The organism is Methylocystis sp., assembly GCF_050251305.1.
Lineage (GTDB): Bacteria > Pseudomonadota > Alphaproteobacteria > Rhizobiales > Beijerinckiaceae > Methylocystis.
The window spans coordinates 1-25,271 of record NZ_JBFWNB010000048.1; the positions used below are offsets into that span (position 1 = coordinate 1).

At 63.5% G+C, this 25,271-nt stretch carries 28 protein-coding genes and 1 pseudogene; 15 read left to right on the forward strand and 14 right to left on the reverse strand.

Translation table 11 applies throughout. The annotated features are described in order from the left end of the window. From AB7F41_RS13830 to AB7F41_RS13845, 4 genes are all read right to left on the reverse strand, one after another. Window positions 1-694: SCO family protein (locus tag AB7F41_RS13830; RefSeq protein WP_428406624.1), on the reverse strand; the 694-nt coding region annotated here is incomplete at its 3' end. Further along, a complete protein-coding gene (locus AB7F41_RS13835; RefSeq protein WP_428406625.1) occupies window positions 691-1,974 on the reverse strand; it encodes a selenium-binding protein SBP56-related protein in 1,284 nt (427 codons plus the stop codon). The genes AB7F41_RS13830 and AB7F41_RS13835, both read right to left, overlap by 4 nt. A 32-nt stretch (window positions 1,975-2,006) precedes the next feature. Further along, on the reverse strand, window positions 2,007-2,276 hold the full coding sequence (locus AB7F41_RS13840; RefSeq protein ID WP_428385232.1) for a DUF4242 domain-containing protein: 270 nt from the start codon (window positions 2,274-2,276) through the stop codon (window positions 2,007-2,009). Window positions 2,277-2,339: 63 nt separating this feature from the next. After that, window positions 2,340-2,933 (reverse strand): TetR family transcriptional regulator C-terminal domain-containing protein, encoded by a 594-nt coding sequence (locus tag AB7F41_RS13845; protein WP_428385231.1) that lies wholly within the window; start codon window positions 2,931-2,933, stop codon window positions 2,340-2,342. 487 nt (window positions 2,934-3,420) lie between these two features. Between AB7F41_RS13845 and ctrA the strand changes: the two genes are divergently transcribed. The 3 genes from ctrA to AB7F41_RS13860 all read left to right on the forward strand — a co-directional run bounded on the left by ctrA (window position 3,421) and on the right by AB7F41_RS13860 (window position 6,272). After that, entirely contained in the window at window positions 3,421-4,122 is a 702-nt protein-coding gene (ctrA, locus tag AB7F41_RS13850; RefSeq protein ID WP_428385230.1) for a response regulator transcription factor CtrA, read from the forward strand. 75 nt (window positions 4,123-4,197) lie between these two features. Next, window positions 4,198-4,707 carry a DUF1697 domain-containing protein gene (locus AB7F41_RS13855; protein ID WP_428385228.1) on the forward strand — a complete coding sequence of 170 codons (510 nt, stop codon included), beginning with the start codon at window positions 4,198-4,200 and terminating at the stop codon, window positions 4,705-4,707. 200 nt (window positions 4,708-4,907) lie between these two features. Beyond that, the gene (locus AB7F41_RS13860; protein ID WP_428385226.1) at window positions 4,908-6,272 is read left to right on the forward strand and encodes a radical SAM protein; all 1,365 of its coding nucleotides are present in this window, start codon (window positions 4,908-4,910) and stop codon (window positions 6,270-6,272) included. A gap of 314 nt (window positions 6,273-6,586) precedes the next feature. Here the strand turns inward: AB7F41_RS13860 and chpT are convergent, their stop codons facing one another. Continuing rightward, a complete protein-coding gene (gene chpT / locus AB7F41_RS13865; protein WP_428385224.1) occupies window positions 6,587-7,270 on the reverse strand; it encodes a histidine phosphotransferase ChpT in 684 nt (227 codons plus the stop codon). A 186-nt stretch (window positions 7,271-7,456) separates the two neighbouring features. Between chpT and cysQ the strand changes: the two genes are divergently transcribed. Both cysQ and AB7F41_RS13875 read left to right on the forward strand, forming a co-directional pair. After that, the gene (cysQ, locus tag AB7F41_RS13870) at window positions 7,457-8,311 is read left to right on the forward strand and encodes a 3'(2'),5'-bisphosphate nucleotidase CysQ (protein ID WP_428385222.1); all 855 of its coding nucleotides are present in this window, start codon (window positions 7,457-7,459) and stop codon (window positions 8,309-8,311) included. 123 nt (window positions 8,312-8,434) lie between these two features. Continuing rightward, a complete protein-coding gene (locus tag AB7F41_RS13875; RefSeq protein ID WP_428385220.1) occupies window positions 8,435-9,031 on the forward strand; it encodes a DUF1134 domain-containing protein in 597 nt (198 codons plus the stop codon). A gap of 37 nt (window positions 9,032-9,068) precedes the next feature. Here AB7F41_RS13875 and AB7F41_RS13880 read toward each other — a convergent pair whose 3' ends face one another. Further along, complete coding sequence (locus AB7F41_RS13880) at window positions 9,069-9,497, reverse strand: hypothetical protein (protein WP_428385218.1); 429 nt, start codon at window positions 9,495-9,497, stop codon at window positions 9,069-9,071. 313 nt (window positions 9,498-9,810) lie between these two features. On the opposite strand from AB7F41_RS13880, the gene AB7F41_RS13885 reads away from it, so the two are divergent. The 3 genes from AB7F41_RS13885 to AB7F41_RS13895 all read left to right on the forward strand — a co-directional run bounded on the left by AB7F41_RS13885 (window position 9,811) and on the right by AB7F41_RS13895 (window position 11,653). After that, window positions 9,811-10,854 (forward strand): hypothetical protein, encoded by a 1,044-nt coding sequence (locus AB7F41_RS13885; RefSeq protein ID WP_428385216.1) that lies wholly within the window; start codon window positions 9,811-9,813, stop codon window positions 10,852-10,854. A gap of 101 nt (window positions 10,855-10,955) precedes the next feature. Next, entirely contained in the window at window positions 10,956-11,237 is a 282-nt protein-coding gene (locus AB7F41_RS13890; protein WP_428385214.1) for a YciI family protein, read from the forward strand. Further along, window positions 11,237-11,653, forward strand: coding sequence for an EVE domain-containing protein (locus tag AB7F41_RS13895; RefSeq protein ID WP_428385212.1), 417 nt, complete (start codon window positions 11,237-11,239; stop codon window positions 11,651-11,653). The genes AB7F41_RS13890 and AB7F41_RS13895 overlap by 1 nt, the downstream gene beginning before the upstream one ends. Before the next feature lie 81 nt (window positions 11,654-11,734). Here the strand turns inward: AB7F41_RS13895 and AB7F41_RS13900 are convergent, their stop codons facing one another. From AB7F41_RS13900 to AB7F41_RS13910, 3 genes are all read right to left on the reverse strand, one after another. Next, window positions 11,735-13,468, reverse strand: coding sequence for a tetratricopeptide repeat protein (locus tag AB7F41_RS13900; protein ID WP_428385210.1), 1,734 nt, complete (start codon window positions 13,466-13,468; stop codon window positions 11,735-11,737). A 273-nt stretch (window positions 13,469-13,741) separates the two neighbouring features. Beyond that, window positions 13,742-14,944 carry an ADP-forming succinate--CoA ligase subunit beta gene (gene sucC, locus AB7F41_RS13905; RefSeq protein WP_428385208.1) on the reverse strand — a complete coding sequence of 401 codons (1,203 nt, stop codon included), beginning with the start codon at window positions 14,942-14,944 and terminating at the stop codon, window positions 13,742-13,744. A gap of 256 nt (window positions 14,945-15,200) precedes the next feature. Beyond that, window positions 15,201-16,109 (reverse strand): outer membrane protein, encoded by a 909-nt coding sequence (locus AB7F41_RS13910; RefSeq protein ID WP_428385206.1) that lies wholly within the window; start codon window positions 16,107-16,109, stop codon window positions 15,201-15,203. A 262-nt stretch (window positions 16,110-16,371) separates the two neighbouring features. Here AB7F41_RS13910 and AB7F41_RS13915 point away from each other — a divergent pair, with 262 nt between their 5' ends. Beyond that, window positions 16,372-16,992, forward strand: a complete 621-nt coding sequence (locus AB7F41_RS13915; protein WP_428385203.1) for a methyltransferase domain-containing protein — start codon at window positions 16,372-16,374, stop codon at window positions 16,990-16,992. A gap of 10 nt (window positions 16,993-17,002) precedes the next feature. Here AB7F41_RS13915 and AB7F41_RS13920 read toward each other — a convergent pair whose 3' ends face one another. After that, window positions 17,003-17,125, reverse strand: a complete 123-nt coding sequence (locus tag AB7F41_RS13920; protein WP_428385201.1) for a hypothetical protein — start codon at window positions 17,123-17,125, stop codon at window positions 17,003-17,005. Between the two features lie 114 nt (window positions 17,126-17,239). Further along, a complete protein-coding gene (locus AB7F41_RS13925; protein ID WP_428385199.1) occupies window positions 17,240-17,515 on the reverse strand; it encodes a hypothetical protein in 276 nt (91 codons plus the stop codon). A gap of 410 nt (window positions 17,516-17,925) precedes the next feature. On the opposite strand from AB7F41_RS13925, the gene AB7F41_RS13930 reads away from it, so the two are divergent. After that, window positions 17,926-18,204, forward strand: coding sequence for a hypothetical protein (locus AB7F41_RS13930; RefSeq protein ID WP_428385197.1), 279 nt, complete (start codon window positions 17,926-17,928; stop codon window positions 18,202-18,204). Window positions 18,205-18,438: 234 nt separating this feature from the next. Here AB7F41_RS13930 and AB7F41_RS13935 read toward each other — a convergent pair whose 3' ends face one another. Next, on the reverse strand, window positions 18,439-19,620 hold the full coding sequence (locus AB7F41_RS13935; RefSeq protein WP_428385195.1) for an FAD-binding domain: 1,182 nt from the start codon (window positions 19,618-19,620) through the stop codon (window positions 18,439-18,441). Between the two features lie 106 nt (window positions 19,621-19,726). Here AB7F41_RS13935 and AB7F41_RS13940 point away from each other — a divergent pair, with 106 nt between their 5' ends. From AB7F41_RS13940 to AB7F41_RS13955, 4 genes are all read left to right on the forward strand, one after another. Next, a complete protein-coding gene (locus AB7F41_RS13940; RefSeq protein WP_428406626.1) occupies window positions 19,727-20,365 on the forward strand; it encodes a TetR/AcrR family transcriptional regulator in 639 nt (212 codons plus the stop codon). 150 nt (window positions 20,366-20,515) lie between these two features. Further along, entirely contained in the window at window positions 20,516-21,544 is a 1,029-nt protein-coding gene (locus AB7F41_RS13945; protein WP_428385191.1) for a TIGR00341 family protein, read from the forward strand. Window positions 21,545-21,852: 308 nt separating this feature from the next. After that, a complete protein-coding gene (locus AB7F41_RS13950; RefSeq protein WP_428385189.1) occupies window positions 21,853-22,197 on the forward strand; it encodes a hypothetical protein in 345 nt (114 codons plus the stop codon). A 23-nt stretch (window positions 22,198-22,220) separates the two neighbouring features. Next, a complete protein-coding gene (locus AB7F41_RS13955; protein WP_428385187.1) occupies window positions 22,221-22,667 on the forward strand; it encodes a YidH family protein in 447 nt (148 codons plus the stop codon). Between the two features lie 281 nt (window positions 22,668-22,948). Here AB7F41_RS13955 and AB7F41_RS13960 read toward each other — a convergent pair whose 3' ends face one another. Both AB7F41_RS13960 and AB7F41_RS13965 read right to left on the reverse strand, forming a co-directional pair. Beyond that, window positions 22,949-23,284, reverse strand: a complete 336-nt coding sequence (locus tag AB7F41_RS13960; protein WP_428385185.1) for an HdeA/HdeB family chaperone — start codon at window positions 23,282-23,284, stop codon at window positions 22,949-22,951. A gap of 212 nt (window positions 23,285-23,496) precedes the next feature. Then, entirely contained in the window at window positions 23,497-24,735 is a 1,239-nt protein-coding gene (locus AB7F41_RS13965; protein ID WP_428385184.1) for a serine hydrolase domain-containing protein, read from the reverse strand. Window positions 24,736-25,066: 331 nt separating this feature from the next. Here AB7F41_RS13965 and AB7F41_RS13970 point away from each other — a divergent pair. Then, window positions 25,067-25,271, forward strand: a pseudogene (locus tag AB7F41_RS13970) (porin family protein); the annotation flags it as partial.

Below are 25,271 nucleotides of genomic sequence, written 5' to 3' on the forward strand. Positions count from 1 at the left end.
CGGGCGACGCTAATCTCACGGCGACCGCGTAGCGCGCGTCGGGATACTCCATGGCGAGCGTCCGCGCGTCATGGAGCAGGCCATCCGGCGTCAGAAAGGCCGTGCTGTAGATCTCGCGCACCCAGCCTTTGGGATCGATCAGAAACACTTTCAGCATGTGATTGATCACGCCTGTGCGCTTCCCGGCGCGACCGGTCTCATGCGCGATGTCCTGCCCCATGGCCGCGAGCAGCGGCGTCATGTCTCCCTCGCTCGCGCCGGTCAGAAAGACCCAGGGCACCTCGCCGCCCTTCTCTTCCGACTCCAGCATACGGAGGACGGACGGCGTGTCGCGCGCCGGATCGAGGCTGACGAACACCAGCCGCAATCTCCCCTTCAGCAGCGGATCGGACTCGGCCTCCCGGCGCGCCTGCTCGAAGGTCGACCAGGCGACGGGGCAACCGAGAGGATCGGCGCAGCGCGAATAGAAGAAGCCGAGCGCCGTGACGGCGCCCCGCGTGTAAGCGGAGAGCGACGTCCGCCTGCCCTGCGCGTCGAGCAGCGAAGCCTCCGGCGCGCTTTGGATCGAATGCAGCGCATAGCTTCCCGGCGCCGGCAGTCCCGTGACCGCCGGGTCAACCGCGAAGGCCGGCGACGCTGCGAGCGCGAGCGCAAAAGCGACTGCGGCGCTCGCAGCGCGACGGCGCGCCGTCATGGCAGTTCGGCCTTCTGGGCGCGCGCGGTGAATTTCATATGATGCGCGCGGCCGAGGCCCTCCTTATGGAAGTCGACGACGAAATCCTGCGTCAGCTCCTTGCCGTCCCATGAATAGCCCTTGAGGAACTGCTCGTTGTCGGCGTCCTTCTTGTCCCAGTTGGCGAGCAGCGACGTCGTGAAGTAGACGCGCTTTCCGTCCCAGCTTTGCGAGACCATGTTCACCTGCGCGCCGATCTTTTTCGCATAGACCTGTTTCGGCGCTTCCGGATCGGAAAGATCGAAGAGCCGCGCCGTGCCGTCCATGAAGGTGTTGACCCAGAGCGACGACGCGTCCGACGAAATCGAAATGTCGACCGGCAGCGGAATCTTCGACGGATCGCCAATGTCGGCGACGGCTTTCGCCTGCCATTCGTTCTTGTCATCCTGTTTGATCAGGTAAAGTTTCGACGTGAGCGCGCCGGCGGTGACCGCCCAATTGGCGCCGGGCCGAAGCGCCCAGCGAATTTCGAGCGGCGCGCCGGGAACGGAGAACACCTTCACAGGCTTCATCGCCTTCAGATCCCACATCACCATCGTGTTCCCGAAGTTTTTCATCGCGGAACTGTCCTGGATGAGCTGGGAGAGATCCATCATGTAATTGGTCCAGCCCGTGAACCCCGAGGTGAGCATGCGGTTCTGGGCCGGATTGATGGCGATGTCGTAGCCATAGCCGTCGCCGCCGTTCTCGAGCGGCATCGGCGTCGTCGTCACGAGATCGCCGGCGTTGTTGTAGGTGATGAGCCCCGTGACGCCGCCGTGATCCTTCTTATTGGACAGCGCCTGCACCAGCATCCGGCCCGGCAGCGCATAGAAGGTGTGCGGCCCGACGTAGCCGGTGCTCTCGGCGAGATTGTCGATGGTCTTGACGAGTTTCGGCGTCGACGGATCGGAGCCGACGTCGAAGATGAAGATCTTGCTGTCGTCGAGACGGCCGGCCCACAGATATTTGCGATCGTCGGTGAATCCCATGTGATGCGCTTCGCCGCGTCCGCCGACGGAGATCGTGTGAATCACCTTCCCATAGGTGGCGGAACCGGGAACGACGTCGATCGTGACGAGCTTATCCGATCCGTCGCCGACGCCTTTCTCGCCAAGCGTCCAGACATGGAGATACTGCTCCTGTCCTTTGATCAGCCCGGACATGAACGGCGAATTGCAGGTTTCATCCGCGACGGCCGGCGCGAGCGTCCAGGCCAAGGCAAGCGCGCAGGCGGCTGCGCGCAACGGCAAGCTTTTCATTTGAATTCCTCTCCCTTGTTGGTCAGACCCGGTCAGGCTGTGGCAGGGTCGATGATCGCCCTGATTTCGCTGATCCGGTTGGCTGGAAAGCCTCCTTGCGCCGCATGTTCTTTGATCGCTTCGGCGTCTTCCGCGATGTAGACGCAATAGAGCTTGTCGTCGGTGACGTAGCTCTCGATCCATTGCGCCCGCGGGCCGAGCCCGCGCAGGACTGCGCAGGAGCGCTGCGACACCGCCTGAAGATCGGCTTGCGTCATCTTGCCGGCGCCGGGAATGTCCCGTTCGATGATGAATTTTGGCATCGTCTGTTTCCTACTTAGGCCTCGATTTGATATGACCGGTCGTCTTATCAGGGCGCAAATGACTCACGCCTTGAAGTAGCCGTTGAGCAGCATGTCGCAGAATTGCGTCAGCGGACGCACCGAGCGGTCGATCTTCATGCGCAGCAACGCGCCCTGCCAGAAATTGACGAGCAGATCGGCCATCTCTTTCGCATTCATGTCGGCGCGGAAACTGCCTTCGCGCTGAGCGCGGGCGATGCCCTCGCGCAGCTTGTCGCGATAGCGATGCACGGCCTCGCGCAGCGAGGTCTGGCACAGATCGCTGGTGTCGCCGATTTCGCCGATGAGATTGCCGAGCAGGCATCCGCCCCGGAATTCCAAGCGCTCCGTCTCTTCGATCAGCTCGTCGAAATAGGCGCGCAGCGCCGCCGCCGCGCCAAGGTCCTTGCGCTGAAGGTGTGCGTCGAGCCGTTTGATGAAGGGATCGATGTAATGTTTGACGACCTCGGCGCTGAAGGCCTCTTTGCTGTCGAAATAATTGTAGAAGGAGCCCTTCGGCACGCCGACGCTTTTGACGAGCTCCTGCAGGCCGGTGCCGTGATAGCCCTGCTCCATCAGGAGCGAGACTCCCCGGTCCAGCAGCTTCTCTCTCAGTTCTTTGACGTCGCGTCGGCTCATGGCGTCATAATATGACCAGTCGTCTCATATTGGCAAGAGGCTTTGGATGAGGCTTGGCGAGAGGCGGCGCGGACACAATGTGGCGCACGCGTCGCCGCATTCGCGCCGCGCATGGGGCAAGATCGCGCCGCAGATCGGGCGAAGCGCGCGCGTATCGGCGCATCGCCGGGGCCGCGGCGCCGTCGCTTACGCGCATCGTATTTTGTCTTTGCCCACATGACTCGCCTCGGCGTATAGATTGGAAACGACGCGTGATTCGCGTCGCAGTCCGTATCCTTCCCGACGTAGCGTGACGCGTCCGCCTCGCTTGGCGCCCGAGATTAAGACTTTGGGCTGCGTTTGGGGCGTAAGTGAAGGTTTATTAACCAATTCCGCTTACCTTCGCTGGAAGGTCGGTCGGGTCGCTGGGGCGAGACCTCTCGCCGGCCGTGGGCGCGCGCCAATTGCGCGGCCGGTCGCGGACGATGGAGCTCGGTGGGGAACCAACATGCGCGTTTTATTGATCGAAGACGACAGCGCGACGGCTCAAAGCATCGAGCTCATGCTCAAATCCGAGAACTTCAACGTTTATACGACCGATCTCGGCGAAGAAGGCATCGATCTCGGCAAGCTCTACGACTACGACATCATCCTTCTCGACCTTAACCTGCCCGACATGTCCGGCTATGAGGTGCTGCGCACGCTGCGCGTCGCCAAGGTGAAGACCCCGATCCTTATTCTCTCCGGGCTCGCCGGCATCGAGGACAAGGTCAAGGGCCTGGGCTTCGGCGCCGACGATTATCTGACGAAACCCTTCCACAAGGACGAGCTCGTCGCGCGCATTCACGCCATCGTCCGCCGCTCGAAGGGACATGCGCAATCGGTGATCATCACCGGCGACCTCGTCGTCAATCTCGACCAAAAGACCGTGGAGGTCGGCGGCGTCCGCGTGCATCTGACCGGCAAGGAATATCAGATGCTGGAGCTGCTCGCGCTGCGCAAGGGCACGACCCTGACCAAAGAGATGTTCCTCAATCATCTCTACGGCGGCATGGACGAGCCGGAGCTGAAGATCATCGACGTGTTCATCTGCAAATTGCGCAAGAAGCTCGCCAACGCCAGCGAAGGCCGCAATTACATCGAGACCGTCTGGGGCCGCGGCTATGTGCTGCGCGAGCCGAGCGAAGCCGACGAGCGCATCACGGCGTAAGCCGGCGATCGCCTGCGCTGAGACAGGCGCAGTCCGAATGTTGACCTCCGCCGCTCCGATGTGATCCCCTTCGGCATGACAAAATACGTCGCATTGTTGCGGGCGGTGAACGTCGGGGGAACCGGCAAGCTCTCAATGATCGAATTGAAAGCGATGTGCCTCGACGCTGGTTTCGAGCAGGTCGAAACATATATTGCGAGCGGAAACGTCGTCCTTGACGCCAAGGATCCTCCCGCAAAGGTGAAATCGGCGCTTGAGGCGCGGTTGCTTGCCTATGCCGGAAAGCCCGTTGGGGTTCAGGTCCGAACGGCCACTGAGATGAAAGCCGTTTTGGAAGGGAACCCCTTTCAAGATCATCCGCCGAATCTCACGGTCGCGATCTTTCTCGACGCAAAGCCGCCGTCAGACGCGTTGGATCACGCTGTCGGTAAAGCAGACGAGGACATGCGCTTGGGCGTGCGGGAAATTTATGTCCGCTATGGCGCTGGAATGGGCCGTTCAAAATTGAAAATTCCTGCGGCAAGCCAAGGCACTGCGCGAAATATGAATACGGTCGCGAAACTCGTCAGCATGGCGCAAAACTGACCGCCGCTCGCGCCCAGGCTTTTTCGCCGGAATGTTTGGTTTCGCGCGATATGCTTCTGCGCACTAAACTCAATGGCGACAGCGAAATCGTTTTCGTGTCGCAGCGGACGCCACGCCAAACATAGCTTGACGGGGATTTACGAGCTTCCCACAATGGCGTGACGCGCGCCAATGGGCTGTCGCGGGTGGGAAATCCCTCGATGGCGTTCGAATTTCCCAACATCTTCCTGCTCGCCGTCGACGATCGCCATTTCCTCCATGCGCCGCGCGCCGAACTGACGATCGAGGTCGATCAGGCCGCCGCCTCGACAATCGATTCAATTCTCGACGGCGAGCAGCAGAGCCACGACGCCGTGACGGAGCCCTGGCGGGATTTTCTGCGCAACGCGGCGGCCGCAACGCCCACCGTAAGCGCGAAGCGAAACTATCGCGTCAACCCCTCCGGCCAAATAGACTTTCAACCGACAAGCGCGACGCTTTCCCTGACGACAGGGTGCAATTTGCGATGCGTCTATTGTCACATTCATGGCGGCGAAGAAAACCGATCCATGCCAATCGACGTCGCCAGAGCGGTGATTTCTTTCGTCGCCGACAACGCCGCGCGGTCTTGCGAAGAGACGATAAGCTTCGATTTTCATGGCGAAGGCGAACCGACGTTCAACTGGCCCCTGTTCAGGGAGGTCGTCGAATATGCGGAAAGCGTCGCCGCCGATCGCGGATTAGAATTGAATTTGGGCCTTCAGACAAATGGGCTTTGGAACGAGACGCAACGCGCGTTCATTTGCGCGAAATTTGACTCGATCTCCGTTTCTTTGGACGGTTTGGATTGCGTCCAACTTGAACAGCGGCCGACGCCCAACGGCAAGCGTTCATTTCCGACCATTCGCGAAAATCTCATTGCGATGAGCAAGGCGGGCGTTCCCTTCGCCGTTCGCGCGACGGTGATGCCGAACAGCCTTGATCGGATGGAATCGCTGATCGATTTTCTTCTGGAGCGCACGCATGCGCGTTCGATAGGGTTCGAGCCGGTCGAACCTGTCGGCAGGGGGGATGGCGTCGACGCGGATCAAGATTTCAAATCGGCTTTTGCGGCCCGGCTGCTCGATGCGATGGGCTATGGCCGCAAGAAAGGCGTGGAGGTCGCGTATTCCGGTTGCAGCCATGTGGCGGGCAAGAGCTTCTGCGGCGCGACCGGCGACGTGATTTCGATGACCGTCATGGCTGATGGGACGGTCTCCTCCTGTTACGAGGTTCCGTCGGAGGAGCATCATTTGGGCGGATTCTTCATATTCGGAGCGTTCAATCCCGCGGCGGGAACATTTGATTTTGACCAGAACCGTCTGCGGAGACTGGTCAATTATCGTTCCACCGACAATAGCCCGTGCGGCTCGTGTTTCGCGCAATCGAGCTGCAAGGGCGATTGCCTGACGCGGCGCTCCATGGACGCCTTGCTGAATGGCGGTTTCTCTTCTCGCTGTTCGGTCAACAAGACAGTGGCGAAGGGCGCAATGATCTTGAACGCCGAGACAGTCTTGCAGAAGGCGTTAAACGAAAGGGAAGCGTGATGAGCGAAAGCGAAACGGAATGTGCGTCGACCCCGCTCGAGCCTTCGCCGGACGAGCGACGTCGCGATCTCCTCAAAGAGGCGCTCGCGCTCGCCGGCGTGATTGGCGTTTCGACGCTGTCCGAGACTCAGGCCGCTATGGTGGAAACGCGCAAATGTCCTCCAGACTGGAGATTTCGCCAGCGCGGCGGCCAGTCTGGCGGCGGCACTTCCAGTCAAGGCCAATCAAATTCCTCGCCGCGATGACGCGTCATCCCGCGCTGCGCCAAACGCGTCGCGAAGACGGCCACGGGGAAGAATAGACCGCGAATTCGGCTAAGCGGCGGCGCTCTCCGCGGAAGCGTCCGTTGTTTGCGCCTGCGTCGGAACCGCCTCGATCGTCACCAGCTCCGGCTCGCTCGAGACGACCACCTGCATGTCGCAGGCTTTGGCGACCAGGCCCGCGTAATAGGCTTGAATGGCGCGGGCGTCGATCGCGCCCTCTTCCGATTCCCCTTCAAGGAGACGCGGAAGATGCGACGCGACGCGCGCATTGACGCCTTTCGCCTCGATCCTGAACGCCACCTTGTCGTCATCGCCGGTCGAGCCGACCGAGATCACGCCGCCGCGCGGGATCGCCGCGTCGGCGAGAAGGCACAGGTTCAGCAGCAGCTTGACCTTGTTCTTCGACATCAGCACGCGCGGAACGCTCCAGTGGAGCTGCGTCCGCTCGTCCGCGATCAGCTGGCGCGTCACCAGCTCCGCGTCGCCCGTGTCGATCGAGGCGCCTTTGGAGCCCGCCGCCCCGAAGGCGAGCCGGCAGAACTGCAGCCGCGCCGAAGCCTCGTTCGCGCTGGACTTGATCAGCGCCAGCGCATGGCCGCGCATCTCGGCGTCCTTTTCCTCTTCGAGGACTTCAAGGCCGTTGACGATCGCGCCGACCGGCGAAATGACGTCATGGCAGACTCGCGAGGACAGAAGCGCGGCGAGATCAAGCGGATCGAGCGAGAAATTGGTCATGGCGCCATCCAATGCAGGCGAAGGCAGCGTGTCTAAAGGAAGCGAGCCCCATCTTCCTGTAGAATGCGCGACGGACGGACGCGGCGCGCGAATCACTGCATTCAAGCTAGTCGAAACTAGCGGGCGCTGCGCGGATTGCAAATGACGCAGGCCGTAGTCGTAACGAACACGTTGAGGATTTGAGCGATGGCGACGGAGAATGTTTTGAAATATTCGGGCGCGGCGGGCGAGATTGAGGAGTTGTCGCTTCTGTTCGCCAATCTCGCGGTCGCAGCCGGCGCGATTGCGATGGAGATTCTGGCCAATCCGAACATCGAGTCGCGCCTCAAAAGCGATACGTCGCCGGTGACGGAAGCTGACGAGAGGATCGAGGCCTATCTGCTGCACGAACTCGAAACCGCTCTGCCCGGCGTGCCCTTTTTGGCCGAAGAGACCGTTGCGCGCGGCGGCGCGCTCAGCGCCGGCGACGCCTTTCTGCTGATCGACCCGATCGACGGCACGCGAGAATTTCTCGCCCGCAGCCCCGACTTCACCATCAATGTGGCGCTCGCGGAGAATGGCGCGCCGCGCGCGGGCGCCGTTTACGCGCCGGCGCAGGCGCGCGTCTGGTTTGCCGGCGCCCAGGGCTATGAAGCGCAGGCGACAGCGGGCGGATCGCTGCCGCCGTCGCAGGACTGGCGTCCGCTGCGCGCGCGCCGGCGGCCGGACGACGGGCTGGTCGCGCTGATTTCGAAGTCTCACCTCGACGAGGAGACGAAGACGTTTCTCGCCGGCCAGCGCATCGCGCGCAGCGTGCCTGTCGGCTCCTCGCTGAAATTTTGCCTGCTGGCGGCCGGCGAGGCGGACGTCTATCCGCGCTTCGGACCGACGATGGAATGGGATACGGCCGCAGGCGACGTCGTGCTGCGCGCGGCCGGCGGCGCGACGCTCGATCTGCAGGGCGCGCCGCTGCGCTACGGCAAGAAGAACACGGACTATCGGAACGGCCCGTTCATCGCGTGGGGGGACGCGGACGCCGTCGAATCCGCAACGGTTCCTTAACTACGAGGCGCGACTTTGTCGGCCGCACGCCGCGCGTCGTCTTTGCGACGCAACCGCGCCGCGCGTCGGCCACGCTTTGCGCCGATGCGTGACGCCAACACGTCAGTCTCGGAGTTCGTCGCCATGAGCAAACCTTCGTTCAACGCCGCTTCGCGCCGCGACCTGTTTCGCCTCGCCGCCGCTTCGGCCTGCGCGTGGGCGACTCCCGCGTCTCTGGCGCGCGCCAATCAGCGGCCGGAAACCTATTCGAGCGGCGAGATCGTCGAGAACGGCCATCGCTTCTTCGGCTCGATTTCCCGCGGTCTCGCGGAAGGCGTCGAGCGCGCCTCGCGCCAGTGGGGCAGCCCCAACGCCTACATCCTCGGCCAGGAAGCGAGCGGCGCCTTCGTCGGCGGCCTCTGTTATGGCGAGGGAACGATGTATACGCGCAACGCCGGCCAGCAGCGCGTCTTTTGGCAAGGCCCGTCGATCGGCGCCGACGCCGGCGCCGACGGCGCGCGAACGATGATGCTGGTCTACAACCTGCCGTCGGTCGACGCGATTTATCGGCGATTCTCGGGCGCCGCCGGCTCCGCCTATCTTGTCGGCGGCCTTGGATTCACCGCGCTCAACAACAACGAAGTCGTCGTCATGCCGGTGCGCTCGGGCCTTGGCGCCCGGCTCGGCCTCAATCTCGGCTATCTGAAGTTCACGCCGGAATCGACCTGGAACCCCTTCTGATCCGATCGGAAAGCGTCGAAGCCGCGCGGCGCGCCGCTCAAAGCGCCGGACGACGGCCCGCGCCTGCGCGCTGCGGAGACGCGCCGAGCGGTTCGCGCGCGACGAACCCACAGATGCCGCAGGCCTGATCGCCGCGCTGCCGCCGCCAGCGGCAATCGTGACGGATGCTGCAGTCATAGGCCGGGCTCGGCTTCACCGTCGCGCCCGCCTCAGCGAGCGTCTGCGCCAGGCGGCTCAGCAGCGCGCAGCCGCCGCCGCCGCTCCAATGCGCGCAATCGCTTTCGACGCAGGTCGGCGCGAATCGGATGCGCGCCGCCGGCGTCCCCTGGGTCTGCACGGCCGCAAGAAAGCTCTCATCCGCGGCCAGCGTGGTTGCGAAGACTTTCGCCGTCGCATCATGCGGGCCCCTCTCGCGCGACTCGCCGAGAAGAAGCGCCGGAACGCCGGGACAGCGCGTCGCGCTCATCGGCGAATCCGCGCGAATCGCGGCGCGCCGCGCGGGCCGTCGCTTGGAAAAAAGCCAGTGAATAAAGCCATATGCTTTGCTCCGCTGCTGGTCGTCGCGCCGCGCGCGCGACCTTCCTGATGCGCGTTCTGAGGCGCGCAGACGGGAAAGTCGTCATCCAAACGGACGACGCGAACGGGCGCGACGCCAGAATTGAGTTCACATTTCTGTCCTCTGCGCCGGCAAATCCAAGCTCATACTTTGCGTTCATCGGCTTTACGTGGCAAAATACTATGCGCCGTCCGCCTTGCGACGGATCAAGGATTGCTGCGTCTTGATCGAACAAGCGATGTATTTTGCGCTCGGCTTTCTCGTCGCCGGGCTTTTCGCCTTGATGTTCCTGCCGGCTTTCTGGCGGCGCGCGCTTCGTCTTTCGATGCGGCGGCTGCAGATGCTTGCGCCCGTGTCCGTGGAGCAGGTCTCGGCCGAACGCGATTTGCTGCGGGCCGAATTCGCCGTGCGCGAGCGGCGGCTCGAACAGGCGATGGAGACGGCGCAGTCGGCCCGCGCCGACGATCTCGTCGCGATCGGCCGCCATATCGCCCAGATCGCCGATCTCGAAACGCGGCTCAAGCAGTCGGAAGCCGATAATCGCGACATGACGGCCCGCGTGCTCGAGGCCGAAAAGATCCTGGTGGAGCGCACCGCGCTCCTTGACTCCACTGAAGCGGCGCTGGGGGAAATGACCGATCGCGCCGAGGGCCGCGTCGCCCAGCTGCGCCTGATCCGATCGGAAACGAGCGAACAGGACGAAGAGGCCGGCGCGCAGCTCGATCGCCTGGTCGCCGCCTATGAGGCGCGCGTCGCGGCGCTGCATCATCACAATGGCGAGATCCAGAGCGAGCTGCAGAGATTGCGCGAAGAACTCGCGCGCGCCGAGCAGTCGGCCGGTCGGACGACGGAGCTTGAACATCAGCTCGCGCATCTGACGGGAGAGCTCGCGGCCACCCAGGCGCTGAGCGACACGCTGTCCACAGAACTCAATGAGGCGCGCGGGCAACTCAAATCCTCCGAAGAACGGCAGGAGACCGACGCCGGCAAGCTGGAAGGCGCGCTGCGCGTCGCCCGCGCCGAGGCGCAGGACGCCGCCGGCAAGCTCGAGACGGCGCGCGCCGACAACGCCATGTTGCAAGGCGCGGTCGAGGCGCTGCGCGCCGAGCGCGCCAATCTGCGGCGCGCCGTCAATGGCGCCAAAGGCCTGTCGGTCGTTCCCGTCTCGGCGAGCGACGCCGAAATCGCCTCGCTGCGCGAAGCGATCATCGATCTCGGCGACCGGGTCGTCGCCCAGGACTTCGAGGCGCCGGCCAAGCGCGCGTGACGCGCGCCGCGCATCCAACCCCGCCCTTCAGCGTCGCCGTTGACCGGCGGCGCGCGCTTTGAAAAAATTCGCGTTCTCCTCCTTCTCACGCGAGGCCGCTTTTGTTTTTCGTCGCCCTCTGCCTGGATAAGCCCGGCCATGTCGAGCTGCGCCTGTCGACGCGCGCCGCGCATCTCGCATTCCTAGAAAAACACGCGTCGCGCGTGAAGCTCGGCGGCCCCTTCGTCGAGGGCGACGCGCCTGTCGGCTCGATGCTGATTCTCGACTGCGAGACCGAAGCGGCGGCGCGCGCGCTGCTCAGCGAAGACCCCTACGCCGTCGCCGGCCTCTTCGCCTCGGTGGAGCTGAGGCCCTGGAAACGCGTCGTGGGGGCGCAGCTCTGATGGCGCACTGGCTGCTGAAGAGCGAGCCGTCGAGCTGGTCCTGGGATCAGCAGGTCGCGGCCGGCGCCAAGGGCACGTTCTGGAACGGCGTGCGCAACCATTCGGCCAAGCTCAATCTGATGGCGATGAAGAAGGGCGACAAAGCCTTCTTCTATCATTCGAACGAGGACCGGGCGGCCGTCGGAATCGTCGAGATCATCAAGACCTATTACCCCGACCATACCGACGAGACCGGCAAATTCGGCATGGTCGACGTCAAGGCCGTCAAGCCTTTGAAAAGGCCGGTGACGCTCGCCGAGATCAAAGCCGAGCCGCGCCTCAAGGACATGGTGCTGGTCAATAATTCGCGTCTCTCCGTGCAGCCCGTGACCGACGACGAGTGGCGCGTCGTTCTGGAGATGGCCGGAGAGAAATAGGCGCGTTCGCAGTTGCGCGCCGGGTCGCGGCGCCTCGCGATGAAGCCGCCCGCCCGACGACGCCGAAAACGGCTGAGCGGCTCAGCCGCCGCGATGCCCCGCCTTGTCGCTCACCACCGTCGGACTGTCGGACATGCCGTTGTTGATCTTGTCGAGGATCTTCGGCAAATCATCCGGATCGGGATTGAGATCGCGCGCATGGTTCCATTGGAAATGCGCTTCGAGCTTGCGGCCGACGCGCCAATAGGCGTCGCCAAGATGGTCGTTGATCACCGGGTCAGACGGCTTCAGATCGATCGCCTTCTCGAGTTCGCGCACGGCGTCGTCATATCGGCCGAGCCGGTAATAGGCCCAGCCCAGACTGTCGACGACATAGCCGTCGCGCTGCCGCAGATCGACGGCTCGACGCAGCATTTTGAAGGCTTCGTCGAGATTTGAGCCCTTGTCGACCCAGGAATAGCCGAGATAGTTCAACACCAGCGGCTGGTCGGGATTGAGCTCAAGAGCCTTCTTCAGATCGGCCTCGGCGGCCGGCCAGTTCTTGCGCCGCTCATTGGCGATGCCGCGATAATAGTAGAGCAGCCAAAGGCTCTTATCGCCCTTGGGACGCAGATCGAGAACGCGCGTATAGGTCGCGGCGGCGTCGGCGAAATCCTTGCGCGACCGCTGCAGATTGCCGAGCGCCGTCAGGGCTTCCTGATTGTCGGGATTGGCCGCGACGATGGCCGACAGGCTCTCGCTCGCCTCTTTCGATTTGCCCAGAGTTTCGAGCAGAAGCGCCGCCTGCACGTCGGCGTTGACGCGCAGCGGACTGTCCTTCGGCACGCTCTGATAGAGATCGATGGCGGCCTCTTCCTGCTTCATGCGCTCATAGACGTCGCCGAGCGTCACGACGGCGAGGGAGTTCTCCGGCGCGAGATGCAGCGCGAGCCGCAGATAGATCAGCGACGCGAGTTCGTCGCCCTGGCGACCGCCGACGGCGCCGAGCCCGTAAAGCACTTCCCCGGCGCCGTCGTCGGCGCTGCGCACGAAGGCCGGCAGCGGCTTGCCCGCGTCGAGCGCGGCAAGCGCGGCGACGACGATCGGGTGATTGGGCGCCACCTCGTCGAACGCCAGATAGAGCTTCTTTGCGTCGTCGCGGCGTCCCTGCGTCGCAAGAAAGCGCGCATAGGCGTCGACGAGCCGCAGCGTGTTCTTCTCGGCGTTGTAGGCGGATTTGAAGCGCTTGTCGGCCTCCGCCTTGTCGCCGCCGAGATCGGCGATCAATCCCGCGTGGTAGTCGCGGAACACCAGAAAGGCGTCGTCGGTGAGCGTATCGAGCGTCGACAGCGCGCGGCGCGTGTCCTTGGCGCCGGCATAGCTCCACGCCGTCAGCAGAGTCGAGGTGATGTCGCGACGACGGTCGCCGCCGCCCTTGCCGAATTCGGCGCGCGCTGCGGCGTATTTGCGCTTCTTGATGAGGTCGACGCCGCGCGCGAGATGCGCGAGCCCATTCGTGCGGTCATGCGCGATCACGCGGCCGGTCAACGAGAAGGCTTCCGGCATATTGCCGTTGGCGAGCGCCGCGACGAAGGCGCGATCGGCGAGATCGGCGTTCTTGGGATCGTCGCGCAAGGCTTCGCGGAAGAATGTCGAGGCTGCGAGCGTGTCGCGCTGCGCGCCGGCGACGATCGCGGCGAGATAATTGCCCGAGAGGCTGGAGCCGACTTCGAACGGCCGCGAGACGACCACATTTTCGCGCGCCGCAAGGCTGCTGTCGCAAGTGATCGCGAACGCGCCGACGCCGGCGAGCGCCGTGAACGACAGGCGCGCCAAAGCGCGTCTCGCGCGGCGGGCCGGGGACGCAAGCAAAAGAGCTGAATTGGGCACTGGCGCTTCCCTAGAAGGCGACGATCGCGCGCGCCGCCTCAACGGAGGCGGCCTAAAGGTAAAAAGTCGCGCCCAAACATGGCCCTTTTGGGTCGGGCGCGCAAGCCGGAAGAGACGGCCTCCGCCTTGCGCAGCTCCCTGGACCAAGAACTGGCCAAGAGCTGGACAACAGCACGTCGGGCCGTCTCAGCCGCATTGGCTGAGCCGGCCCGGCGACGCTTACGCCGCTGCGCTGCGGATCGCGCCGACGATCTTTTGCGCGGCGTCGTCGAGATCGTCCGCCGGAATGACGTTCAGGCCCGATTCATTGATGATCTTCTTGCCGAGATCGACATTCGTGCCTTCGAGCCGCACGACGAGCGGCACTTTGAGGCCGACCTCCTTCACCGCGGCGATCACGCCTTCGGCGATGGTGTCGCAACGCATGATGCCGCCGAAGATATTGACGAGGATCCCCTTCACATTGGGATCGGCGGTTATGATCTTGAACGCCGCCGTGACCTTCTCAGTCGTGGCGCCGCCGCCGACGTCGAGGAAGTTCGCCGGAAACTCGCCATAGAGCTTGATGATGTCCATCGTCGCCATCGCGAGGCCGGCGCCATTGACCATGCAGCCGATATTGCCGGGGAGAGAAATATAGGCGAGGTCGTATTTCGACGCCTCGATCTCCTTCTCGTCCTCCTCGCTCTTGTCGCGCAGCTCGACCATGTCGGGATGGCGGTAGAGGGCGTTGTTCTCGAAGCTGACCTTGGCGTCGAGGCAGCGCAGCTTGCCGTCCTTCGTCACGATCAGCGGATTGATTTCGAGCAGCTCCATGTCCTTGGCGACAAAGGCGGCGTAGAGCTTTTCGGTCAGTTCGCCCGCCTGTTTGGCGAGATCGCCCTTGAGCCCCAAAGCGTCGGCGACCCGGCGGCCGTGATGCGGCATCAGCCCCGTCGCCGGATCGACCGAGAAAGTGACGATCTTCTCGGGCGTGTCATGCGCCACTTTCTCGATGTCCATGCCGCCTTCGGTCGAGACGACGTAAGCGATGCGCGACGTCGAGCGGTCGATCAGCATCGAGAGGTAGAATTCCTTGTCGATGTCGGCGCCGTCTTCGATGTAGAGGCGGTTGACCTGCTTGCCGGCGTCGCCGGTCTGCAGCGTCACGAGCGTCGCGCCGAGCATCTGCTTGGCGAAGGCTTCGGCCTCGGCGATCGATTTGGCGATGCGCACGCCGCCCTTGTCGCCGGCGCTCGCTTCCTTGAACTTGCCCTTGCCGCGGCCGCCGGCGTGGATCTGCGCCTTCACCACATAGACCGGGCCGGGCAGCTTTTCGGCCGCGTCGCGCGCGTCCTCGGCCCGCAGAACGGCGACGCCGTCGGCGACAGGCGCGCCGAATTCGCGCAGAACGGCCTTGGCCTGATATTCATGAATGTTCATATTCTTATGTCTCCCTGGCGCGATGCGCCCCGGCGCGGGTCGAGAAAATCGCGTTCAATGGGCATGGGCGGGGCCGCTTCGTCAAGGCGGCGCCGGGTCGCGGGGAGACGGCGCGCGCTCATGCCGCCTGCGATCGCGCGTCCGGCGCACGCAGCTTGGAACAATTCTCGCCCCGGCCGGTTTCATCGACACGGAGCTCCCCTCCCCCCTTGGACTGCCCGGCCGACCTGGCCGGGCGTCTTTTTTTGGCGGAACGTCAATATTTCGCGACGATCGGCGCGGCGCCCCAGTTGAAATGATAATTCACGCCGACGCGGACCACATGGCCGTCGAAGCGCGTGCGCGCCTGCGTGGCGTTGGCGACCAACAGCGTCGCCTGCTCCCAATCCGTCGTGACCGCGACCGGATAGGAGACCGCGCCGAGATCAAAGTAGAGATATTCGATCTTGGCGCTCCACTGCGGCCAGAACATCCATTCCAATCCGCCGCCGGCCGTCCAGCCGACGCGCATCTGCGACAGGCGTCCCTGGTTGGCGCCGATCAGCAGGAAGCCGGGGAAATCATTGGGCACGTGCTGGAAGAAGCTCGTGGCGGAGGTCGCCTGACCATAGGCCAGTCCGCCGGTCGCATAGGCCAGCAATGTCGGCGTGATGAGATAGCCCAGACGCGCCCGCGCCGTGCCCAGAAAATCGAGCGACTTGCCGCTCGCGACGCCCGTCAGGAAGTTAAGTCCCGGCGCAGGCGCGGGCGCCGGCGCCAGCGTCACGACTGAGGCGGCGTTGTTGGCGCCGGCGACGCCCTGGACGTCGGCCTCGACGCCGACGAGGACGCGACCGTTGAACTGCCAATCATAGCCGAACTGCCCGCCGCCGATGAAACCGGCGCCATTCGTCGAGACGACGCCGGAGCCGGCGATCGCCGAAGCCGCCGCCCAAATGACATTGTCGGCGCCATTCACGAGGAACGGCGCCGAAACGAAATTGGTCGCGTTGCTTGCGGCCCATGCGCCGCCCGCGTTCAGACCCGCATGGAAACCCGTCCACAGCGGCGGCGGGGGCGCGACATAGGCCGGCGGCGCTTTGAGGGACGGCGGATCGGCGGCAAGCGCGGATCCCGTCGCCAGCGCCAGCATCGTGACGACGCCTGTTAAAAATCGAGTGGCCACGACTTGTCCTCGCTGTCGCCAATGAACGCCTGAAAGCTGAAGCGCAACTGAGCAAGGCGAAAGGATTTTCGCAACTCGAACCTTTTGCTTTGACTGCATAATTTCGCCTTTTCCCGACGATGTGCCATATCTGCAACAGCAGACGGAAGGCGGAGCGACGGCGCGTCGCGCAGGCGCGATCCGCGACTCCGTCCCCGGCCCGCGCCATCTCGCCTCGATCGACAGAGTCGGTCGCCGCAACTCATGAATCTCCCGGCCCGCCATGATCCGCTCGAAAAGCCCCTTCGGCGACCACACGCAAAAATATTGGGATCGTCGTTACGACCTCTTTGCGAAATGGGACGAGGGCGTCGAAACCGACGCGGTCGGGCTCTTCTCGGTCAAGCCGGAACGCTTCGCGCTGGAGATCGGCAAACTCCTCGAGGGCGACGTCATCTTGGACGCCTTTTGCGGAATCGGCGGTTCGGCGATCGGCTTCGCCAGATGCGGGAAGCGCGTCATCGCACTCGACATCGATCGCGACAGGCTCTCGATGGCGCGGCGAAACGCAGAGATCTATGGCGTCTCGGAACGCATCGCATTCATCCATGACGACGTCACGCAAGCCTATCCGCGGCTGGCCTTCGACGCAGTGCATATCGATCCGCCCTGGGGCGGACCGGATTACGCCAAAAAAGAGCGTTTCGGCTGGGAGGATTTTTCGCCGAACCCGCTGCCGCTGGTCCGGCGCGCGATCAGCGCGGGCGTCGCCGTCGCCGTCGGACTGCCTGCGAATTTCTCAAAGGACGCACTAGGCGAACTGCCCGCCGAGACCGTTCTTCGAGAGTCCCGCGACGCAACGCGCGTTCTGTTCAAAACGGCCTATTACCCGCCCGTCGCATGAGCGCTGGCGCTCAATCGAGGCTCGGATCGACGCCGACCGCAGACAGGCCGAACACCACGACGCACAAGGCGAACGCGACGGTGAAGCCGACCAGCGGCGCGGCGAGATAGGGCAGTTTTTTGAGGAAGCGCATAAAAGGCGTCGCCTGAGAAGAAGCGCGATCTAAAGGGCGAGCCGTTAAGACTGCGTTGCGCGGCCGCTGTCAAGCCGAAAGCGGCGCATTCTCGCGCCGATGGCCGCTGAGCCGTCAGAAGTCGCTCTCTTCGAGAAACACATTGCAGTCTCCGGGCAGCCATTTGCTGTTCGCGGCGGCCTCGATGCTCTGGCGCGATCTCATCAGCGCCCGGCCAAAGCGCTCGCCCGGCGCAAGGCCGAGCTTCGCCCGCAATGCGGCGCGACTGACGTAAACGCGGACCAATTGGGTTCGATCGCGCGCCGCCCAGAAATAATAGGCTTTTCGGTTGGGATCGCGCTTGGCGTCGGGCTCAACCTCGCCGAAAACGAAGTCCAACATTTCAAGCATTCGCAGCTCCTCAGCGCTGGCGTCAGCGGCGTCGAAACCGGATCGTTGCGAGAGAAAGCGGCGGGCCCCGAAAGGCCCGCCTCAAGTTGGCGGCCGACGCCTGACAATGGGCAGCCCGGCGTCCGCTGCGAGTTCTCAGCGCGGCGACTTCTATCAGACCGAGTCCGTCAACTTTTTTCGCTGTTGTGTCTCGCGCATTACGCATATCCCCGTCGCGATGGCGAAATGGTGTCAGCGCGGCCGTAGCCGACGCGCTGTCCGCGTTCCGTCGCGATCATGAAGCGATGAATTTCGGCGCGGACATGCCGCGGCGGCGCCGAGGCCGCGCGGCGGACGACGGAACCATGCCATTCGACCGTGCGTTACGCGTGGCGAGGGGCTTCCGCAAACGAGGATCTGGAGAACCGGCCATGAAACGCTCGCGCAAGCTGCTCGCCGCGGCGCTCGCCGCAGCCACACTCATCGGCGCCGTCGCGGCGTCCACGCCCGCCTCGGCGTGGATCAGTTGGGGATGGGGCGGATGGCCGCGCCCATCGAATTACGAAGCAGGCTCGGCCTGGGCCTATGACCGCTGGGACGACCCCTCCGGCTATGGCGCCTGGGGGCCCGCCTATCCCGGGGATTATGGCTATTACGGAGCCGCCTCCCCCCGTCATCACGGCTATCGTCGATGCTATCGCGGCCGGTAGCGTAGCTTCCGCGTCCGTACATGCGGAGAAGATGAGGCGATCCCTGAAAGGTCTCGCCCCATCCCCGTAACGGACGTCTGAACCAGGGGCGGCGGCGACGTCCGCTAACTCCCCGTGCGCGGCTCTTGTAACAGAGGCGCGCCTGCGCCGTTTTGCAGCGAAGTGTCTCGACTATTGCCAGGTCTTCGGAACTGTGGCGAAAAACGCATCGACCCGCCGGCCGACGGCAGGCGTTCACGCCTCGTCGCGCAATGCAAAATCATCGCTGAGGCTCTTGCCCAACATGAGATTGGCGGCGCCGGGCAAAGCCATCAATTTGGTCGCCTGATTGCGGAGCCAGATCCCAAACTCCGTCTGCGGCACGAAGGTGGAGGCAAAGTTCGCGGCGGTCTGCTGCTTGCCCTCGATGAACGGCCGCAACCGGGCGTCATAGGCGGCGAACGCCTTGGCGTAATCGCCTGACGCGCGCGAAATCTCTCCCGCCAACACATAGGCCTCGGTCATTGCGAGCCCGGCCCCTTCGCCGGCGAGGAACGACACCGCCATGCCCGCGTCGCCAATGAGCGCGACTCGCCCGCAATGCCAGCAGGGCATGCGAATCTGGCTGACGCGGTCGTAGTAGAGATCATCCGCACTTTCCATCGCCGCGAGGATACGGCGCGACTCCCATCCGGCGTCGCCAAATATCGTTTTCAGCAGGGCGCGGGTTTCCGCTGGACCGATCGGTTCGGCGCCGTCCAAGAGTTCGCGTCTGAAGACGAGCAGGAAAAGCGTTCGGCCGTCGCGAAGCGCGAAGCGCGCGATCTGGCGCGACGCTGCGGCATGGATGACATAGACATTCTCGTCGCGCGTCTCGTAGCCGGCGGCCTCGAACACGGCGAACCGATAGCCAAGGTCCTTTTCGAAGCGGTCCTCGGACCCGAAGATCAATTTGCGCACGCGCGAGTGCAGCCCGTCGGCGCCGACGACGATATCGACGTCGCGCTTCTCGCCGCTTTCCAGGACGATCTGCACGCCATCGCCATGTTCATGGATGGCGCAAATCTCTTCGCCGAAGATCGTTTCGACACGGCCGTCGATCGAGCGATAGATCGCCGCCGCCAGATCGCCTCGCGCCACGCTCGTCATTCGCCCCCCGATTAAATCGCGGAGCGCGTCGACGGCGAAGCCGCCGACCTTGCGGCCGTCGTCGGCGAGGAAACGAACCTCCCCAACCTGATAGCCGGCCTGGCGCACGGCGGGGAGAACGCCCATCCGTTCGGCGACCGCGTAGCCGACTCCCCAGAAGTCCATGAGGTAGCCGCCCGTCCTGAGCGCCGGGGCGCGCTCGATCATCAGCGGCTCATGCCCGGCGCGCAGCAACCAGTAAGCCAGCGTCGCACCGGCGATCCCCGCGCCACTGATGGCGATCCTCATCGCGACCTCCTCTCGTTTCTGGCGTCGGCCACGCCGGCCAGACATTAGTGTGTACCAGTGGTACACAACAGGATTTGTACTGCAAGGATGGAGTATGGTCAATGCGATGAGTCGCCGCCTGGACAAGCTTGACGCCGAACGCCAGAAGCGCCTGTTCGAGAGCGCCGCGGAAGAGTTTGCCGCGCATGGCTTCGACGGCGCTTCCCTCAATCGCATTCTCGAAAAATCGGGAATGAGCAAGAGCTCGCTCTATTACTATTTCGACGATAAGGCCGATCTCTTCACGACGATGATCGAGAGATCGCTGGCCGTCCTCTTCAAGGAGATCGGCGGCTTTGATCCGACGGCGCTCGACGCGGAAACGTTCTGGGACGCCTTCGAGGAGCTCTATCGACACGCCATCGCGGTCGTCGACAGAAACGCCTGGCTCGTGCAATTCGGCGGCATGTTCTATCGCTTGCGCAGCGATCCAAGGCAGGGATCGTCGACCGGGCGGCTTTTCCGAGCGGTAAGAGAGTGGGTTGCGCTGATCATCGCGCGCGGCCAGGCTCTGGGCGTCGTACGGACTGATCTGCCGCAATCATTGCTGATCGATTCGACGATGGCGCTGCTCGAGTCGCTCGATCGCTGGGTCGTCGCAAACTGGAGCCGACTCGAGCGGACGGAGAAAGACGCCATGCCGCAAAAGCATATTGCGCTGTTCCGCAGCCTCATCTCCGCGCCGTCGACCGGCGACGCGCGCTGATTTTGCCGCGCACGGTGAGGTCCATGCCTTCGTTCGTCCGGGCGTAGCCAAAACGCGGCCGACCGTTCGCGGCACGACAGACGAACCGATCATTTCGCCGCTTATCCCAAGCCCTTATAGTTGGTTCGCGGCGCAAAGACGGGACAGCGGATGACCTTCAAACTGGTTGAGATCGCAACTCCCGACGAGCGCGTCCGGGCGGTCATATCCATAGCGAAAGAGATGGAGGTCACCGACCTGGAGGTTGGACCGCTGCTTGATGATGGACGGCGAAACATTCGGCTTCTGGTCGGCGAGATTGATCGCCTGGCCCTTCTCGATCGACTCCACGCGGCGCTCGGGAAGTCTGAGAACTGGCGCATCATCATGCTGCCGACGGACACGGTCATTTCACGCGTTTTAGAGGAAGAGGAAGAGGAAGAGGAAGCCGAGTCAGAAGAAGACGACGAGGAAATCAAGAAAGAGGAGCAGGCGCGCGCCTCCCGCGAGGAGCTCTACAATCTGGTCGCCGGCGGCACGCGGCTGGATATTAATTTCCTGCTCCTCGTTGTCCTTTCAGCGGTCGTGGCCTCGGTCGGACTTGGACGCGGCAGCGCCGCGGTGGTGATCGGCGCCATGGTCATCGCGCCTCTCCTCGGCCCCAATGTCGCCTTTGCCTTCGCGACGGCGATCGGCGACCACGCCTTGATGCTTTCGGCGGCGCGCGCCAATCTCCTCGGGTTCGGGGTGGCCATTCTGGTCGCGGCGGCGATGGCCTTGATCCTTACGCCAAATGTCGCCAGCCCTGACCTGTTGGCGCTATCATCGCTCGATTACGGAGGCATCATCCTGGCGATCGCGTCGGGGGCGGCCGCGGCGCTATCGGTCACGACGGGCCTCTCGTCCACGATGGTGGGCGTGATGGTCGCCGTAGCGTTGTTGCCCCCGGCGGTGACGCTCGGAATCATGAGCGCATCGGGCCGATGGGACCTTGCCGCCGGAGCCGCGATGCTGCTCGGCGCAAACATCGCGAGCGTGAACCTTTCTGCACAGATCGTATTCCTGGCGAAAGGCATTCGGCCTCGTCTATGGCGTGAGCGGCGAAGCGCGCGTTTGGCGGTGGCTCTCAATCTCACGACGTCGGTCATCTTGCTGGGCGCTCTGGCGTTGATCATCACCCTGCACCATTCGGTTAAGTGATGCGGCTTGGCGTAAGGCGCGCCGGGCGCGTCGCCGCTGGTCCAATCGCCGCCGCTCCCCTAACATTGCTCCTGGATCGCCGGCGATGGGCCGGCCGCTTGGCGCTATGGCGCTCGTGTCAATGGCGCCGGGCGCGAAACCAGGACGTTGACATGACAGAGCCGCCATCAGAGGCCGAAATTGTTATGGCGCGAATCGCCTTGGCGATGCTCATCGGCTGCGCTGTCGCCGGCCTCGCTTGGCACGGACTGTCAACTGACGAGTTACAGCGGCTCTGGCGGAACATCGTAGCTCGGCCGGGCGGTCCCATGACATTTCGCTTCTTTCTACAGCCGGGCATGGCGACGATCGCCGCATTTCGCGACGGCCTGGAAGACGCGCGGCTCGAACGCACGCCTTATCTGTCGGCAATCGCATTCGGCGGCGAACGACGAGGCGCCCGCCTTTGGGAGGGGGTCATTTCAACGGCGAGGATCCTGATCCTCGGCGTCGTCATCGACGTCGTTTATCAACTCGCCTTTCTCGACGAGTTTCATCCGGAGGAGTCGGCGGTTATTGCGGTCCTGCTTGCATTTCTGCCATACGCGCTGCTACGAGGGCCGTTGGCGCGTGTCGCGCGTCTGTGGATTGCGCGACGACGTCAGGTCGATTGAACCAGCGAGTTCAGCAGCGTGCAATGATGGACAGCGACCCCAAATTCGACCCCGCCACGGAGCTCGCAGCGCGTCGCACCGGCATGGCGTTTCAGCGGACGCGGCTGGCCCAGGATCGCACGCTGATGGCGGTGATCCGCACATCGCTTTCGCTCATCGGCTTTGGTTTTACAATTTATCAGTTCTTCGGATCGCTTCGCGGACAGGGCGTCATCACAAGGGACGCGGCGCCGCAGAATTTCGGCCTCGCGCTGGTCGGACTCGGGATCCTGATGCTGATCCTAGGCATCGCCTACCATATGCGATTCATGATCGGGCTTCGTCGCCTGCGACAATCCATGCGCACGGACGGACTCATCCATGGGGAGACGATATTCCCACCCTCGCTGACCCTGATTACGGCCTTTCTCCTGCTTGCGATCGGCGTTATGGCAATCGTCAGCATGGGCTTCAACGTCGGGCCGTTCTGATATCGACGCGATCCCTCGGACGACATCATCGGCGCTGAGCAGAAAGCGAAGAGCAAACGTCGCGGCATAGGGGCAGGACATGCCAACCGCCCTGAGAGCGGCGCAAAGAGCAAGCAACGCATTTAAATCGTGCGCGAACGGGAACGCTCATAATTCAGCGAGCGTCCTTCCCTTCTTTGTCGCCAGGAACGCCCCGGCCGCACAGCGAACGGCGGTGCGTCTTGGAACGACGGCGGGCGGACCGTCGCCATTATGCGAAGCTCCGCGCGCAGCGAGCCGGTTTACTTGCTTTTCTCGCCCTTCAAAACGAAGTCGATCGCCTGAATAATCTTCTTATCCGGGTTGGCCTTGCAATGGACGATGACCTCGTGAATGCCTTCTTTGACGCGCGGCACGTTGATGGCGTGTTTCTTGGCCAGGCCGTTATACCAGCCGCTATACCAGACGCCGAGAAAATCGGCGTCTTCCTGGAATGTCCCGGCGAGCTGGGCGCAGGTTAGCTTCTGCACGTCGATATAGCCGTTCGCGTCGGCGTATGCGCTGAGAGGCGTCTGCGCCAGCGCTGCTTTGGCGACAAAAAGAGCAGCGACGCCCGTCGCAACCAAGATCGTCTTCATAATGATTCCTCTATCTATTCGGCATTCGCCGGATGATCCTCGCGCCGTCGGGAGCCATCGTCCTTTCCTTTGGGGTTTTTGACAAGGCCACGCCCGGTCAGCGCCCTCGCGATTGCTGCGCCACGGCCTTGGCGTCGGCGCCGGAGAGCCGATTGAAGAGCCTTCGCCGGCCCGGATCTTCCTTAAAGCGGACACCGGCGCGCGCGACGCGGTTAGCGTCTTCGACGGCTCGCCGCCTTCGGCCCTGGCTTCTTGACGATCTCGTAAAGCGCATTGACGGCGTCGCCCAACTTGTCAGCGCCTTCGGGCGGTTGCGTATTGGTCTGGACCGTGATCATCAGATCCTGGTCGGCAATCCAGACATAGATCGTCCGATAGCCGAGACTTTCGCCCTCATAGAACCATTGCGCGCCGAGAGGCCCCAGAATCTTGCGGGCCAGCCCAAGGGCGAAGCCCTCCGGGTCATCGGCGGACACTTTCGCGATCGGCTCGCCTGTTTTAATCGAGACGAGCTCAGTCCATTCTTGCTGCTGCTTCGGCGGAACCACCTTCCCGCCGAAAACCGCGCGCATCCAGCGATCGACGTCGCGGGCGCTGGAAACGGCGCCGCCTGCCGACTGCATCCAGGAGACGCTCATCTCGCGCACGTCCCGCCCGACGACCGGAAGGTTCCACGATTCCTTGCAGTCAGGTTGGTATTCCGTGCAGGCCTTATTCTCGAAGTAGCCGTGCGACAGGCGCTTGATGACCGGCGCCGGATAGGCGCTGGCCTCGTAGAACGTCGAAGTGAGGCCGAAGGGTTCGATCACCAGCTGATGGACGAGATCGGTGAACGACTTGCCTGAAGCCTTCTCGGCGACCATGGCGGCGAGAACGTAATTGGTGTTCGAATAGTGATAGCCCTTGCTCGCCGGCAATGGATCGGCGGCGCTTGGATAGGCGGCGTCCGCCAGCTCTTTGAGGGTCAGGGCCCGCATGGGCTCGCGCGCCCACACCCCGGACATCCACTCGGTCTCTGAATAGTTGGGAACGCCGCTCGTCATGTTGAGGAGGCGGCGGATGGTGACGTCCTTCCACGCTGGATATTCAGGCAGCCACTTGCCGAGCGTGTCGTCGATCGAGAGCTTTCCCGCCGCCTCGAGCTTCAGGATCGTCGCGACGGTGAACGACTTCGACGTGCTTCCCATCTGGTAGAGCGTGTCTTGGTCAACGGGTTTCGCGTCGGGGTCGCGGCCGACCTTTCCGGCAAAGGCTTCGATCGCCGGCCCGGCGGCGCCAAAGCTGATATAGGCGGCGACGCCCGTAACCTTTTCGATCGGCGCGCGCGCCGCAAGCCACGCGTCAAGCGCGGCCTGAACTTTGTCGACCTGGGTTGGCGCGGCGGCCGACGCCGCTGTCGCAAGGACAACCGCGCCCGCGCCAGCCAGAACGGCAACAAGCCTGATCCTCATGTCATGCCCCCTGGGAGCGACCCCCGCTTCACAGGCCGCCCACCCAACGTTCGCGGCCTTGTTCGAGCCGTTCCTGTCGGCTCAGAGCCGATGAACAATTCGACTTGGCATGGTCAATTTTCGATTAAGTCTCGAAGCGATTTTGCCCCGAAAGCGATCGCAAGCCCAACCACTGACTGACGGCGGGGCGTTTTTGCGGGACTGCGGTGTGGCGTTCCTGCCACAGTGGCGCAGAAAGCCTATGGCGAGAGGTCGAACAGCGCTCATTTCGTTTGACTGTGCAAGTGTTGGCGGCGAGGTAATGCTCTCATTCTGATTTAGGAGAAGATAAATGAAGAAGGCAGCTTTAGCCGCTTTGACCCTGGCGCTGACAGCCGGATCGGCCATGGCCGCCGATCTGCCCTCCTACAAGGCGCCTCCGCCCTATATTCCCCCGCCGCCGATCATGACCTGGACCGGGTTCTACGCCGGTCTTAACCTCGGCGGCGGCTTCCTTGCCTCCAACTCGTCCAACCAGGGCTGGAACGCCGGCTGGA

Excerpts from the sequence above, each read along its gene's own strand:
- AB7F41_RS13835 (WP_428406625.1), bottom strand. The coding sequence starts at position 1,974 with ATGAAAAGCTTGCCGTTGCGCGCAGCCGCCTGCGCGCTTGCCTTGGCC.
- AB7F41_RS13925 (WP_428385199.1), bottom strand. The coding sequence starts at position 17,515 with ATGCTTGAAATGTTGGACTTCGTTTTCGGCGAGGTTGAGCCCGACGCC.
- AB7F41_RS13955 (WP_428385187.1), top strand. The coding sequence starts at position 22,221 with ATGATGGACAGCGACCCCAAATTCGACCCCGCCACGGAGCTCGCAGCG.
- ctrA (WP_428385230.1), top strand. The coding sequence starts at position 3,421 with ATGCGCGTTTTATTGATCGAAGACGACAGCGCGACGGCTCAAAGCATC.
- AB7F41_RS13950 (WP_428385189.1), top strand. The coding sequence starts at position 21,853 with ATGACATTTCGCTTCTTTCTACAGCCGGGCATGGCGACGATCGCCGCA.
- chpT (WP_428385224.1), bottom strand. The coding sequence starts at position 7,270 with ATGACCAATTTCTCGCTCGATCCGCTTGATCTCGCCGCGCTTCTGTCC.
- cysQ (WP_428385222.1), top strand. The coding sequence starts at position 7,457 with ATGGCGACGGAGAATGTTTTGAAATATTCGGGCGCGGCGGGCGAGATT.
- AB7F41_RS13860 (WP_428385226.1), top strand. The coding sequence starts at position 4,908 with ATGGCGTTCGAATTTCCCAACATCTTCCTGCTCGCCGTCGACGATCGC.
- AB7F41_RS13940 (WP_428406626.1), top strand. The coding sequence starts at position 19,727 with ATGAGTCGCCGCCTGGACAAGCTTGACGCCGAACGCCAGAAGCGCCTG.
- AB7F41_RS13965 (WP_428385184.1), bottom strand. The coding sequence starts at position 24,735 with ATGAGGATCAGGCTTGTTGCCGTTCTGGCTGGCGCGGGCGCGGTTGTC.
- AB7F41_RS13920 (WP_428385201.1), bottom strand. The coding sequence starts at position 17,125 with ATGCGCTTCCTCAAAAAACTGCCCTATCTCGCCGCGCCGCTGGTCGGC.
- AB7F41_RS13845 (WP_428385231.1), bottom strand. The coding sequence starts at position 2,933 with ATGAGCCGACGCGACGTCAAAGAACTGAGAGAGAAGCTGCTGGACCGG.
- AB7F41_RS13895 (WP_428385212.1), top strand. The coding sequence starts at position 11,237 with ATGGCGCACTGGCTGCTGAAGAGCGAGCCGTCGAGCTGGTCCTGGGAT.
- AB7F41_RS13840 (WP_428385232.1), bottom strand. The coding sequence starts at position 2,276 with ATGCCAAAATTCATCATCGAACGGGACATTCCCGGCGCCGGCAAGATG.
- AB7F41_RS13880 (WP_428385218.1), bottom strand. The coding sequence starts at position 9,497 with ATGAGCGCGACGCGCTGTCCCGGCGTTCCGGCGCTTCTTCTCGGCGAG.
- sucC (WP_428385208.1), bottom strand. The coding sequence starts at position 14,944 with ATGAACATTCATGAATATCAGGCCAAGGCCGTTCTGCGCGAATTCGGC.
- AB7F41_RS13875 (WP_428385220.1), top strand. The coding sequence starts at position 8,435 with ATGAGCAAACCTTCGTTCAACGCCGCTTCGCGCCGCGACCTGTTTCGC.
- AB7F41_RS13935 (WP_428385195.1), bottom strand. The coding sequence starts at position 19,620 with ATGAGGATCGCCATCAGTGGCGCGGGGATCGCCGGTGCGACGCTGGCT.
- AB7F41_RS13915 (WP_428385203.1), top strand. The coding sequence starts at position 16,372 with ATGATCCGCTCGAAAAGCCCCTTCGGCGACCACACGCAAAAATATTGG.
- AB7F41_RS13855 (WP_428385228.1), top strand. The coding sequence starts at position 4,198 with ATGACAAAATACGTCGCATTGTTGCGGGCGGTGAACGTCGGGGGAACC.
- AB7F41_RS13930 (WP_428385197.1), top strand. The coding sequence starts at position 17,926 with ATGAAACGCTCGCGCAAGCTGCTCGCCGCGGCGCTCGCCGCAGCCACA.
- AB7F41_RS13945 (WP_428385191.1), top strand. The coding sequence starts at position 20,516 with ATGACCTTCAAACTGGTTGAGATCGCAACTCCCGACGAGCGCGTCCGG.
- AB7F41_RS13960 (WP_428385185.1), bottom strand. The coding sequence starts at position 23,284 with ATGAAGACGATCTTGGTTGCGACGGGCGTCGCTGCTCTTTTTGTCGCC.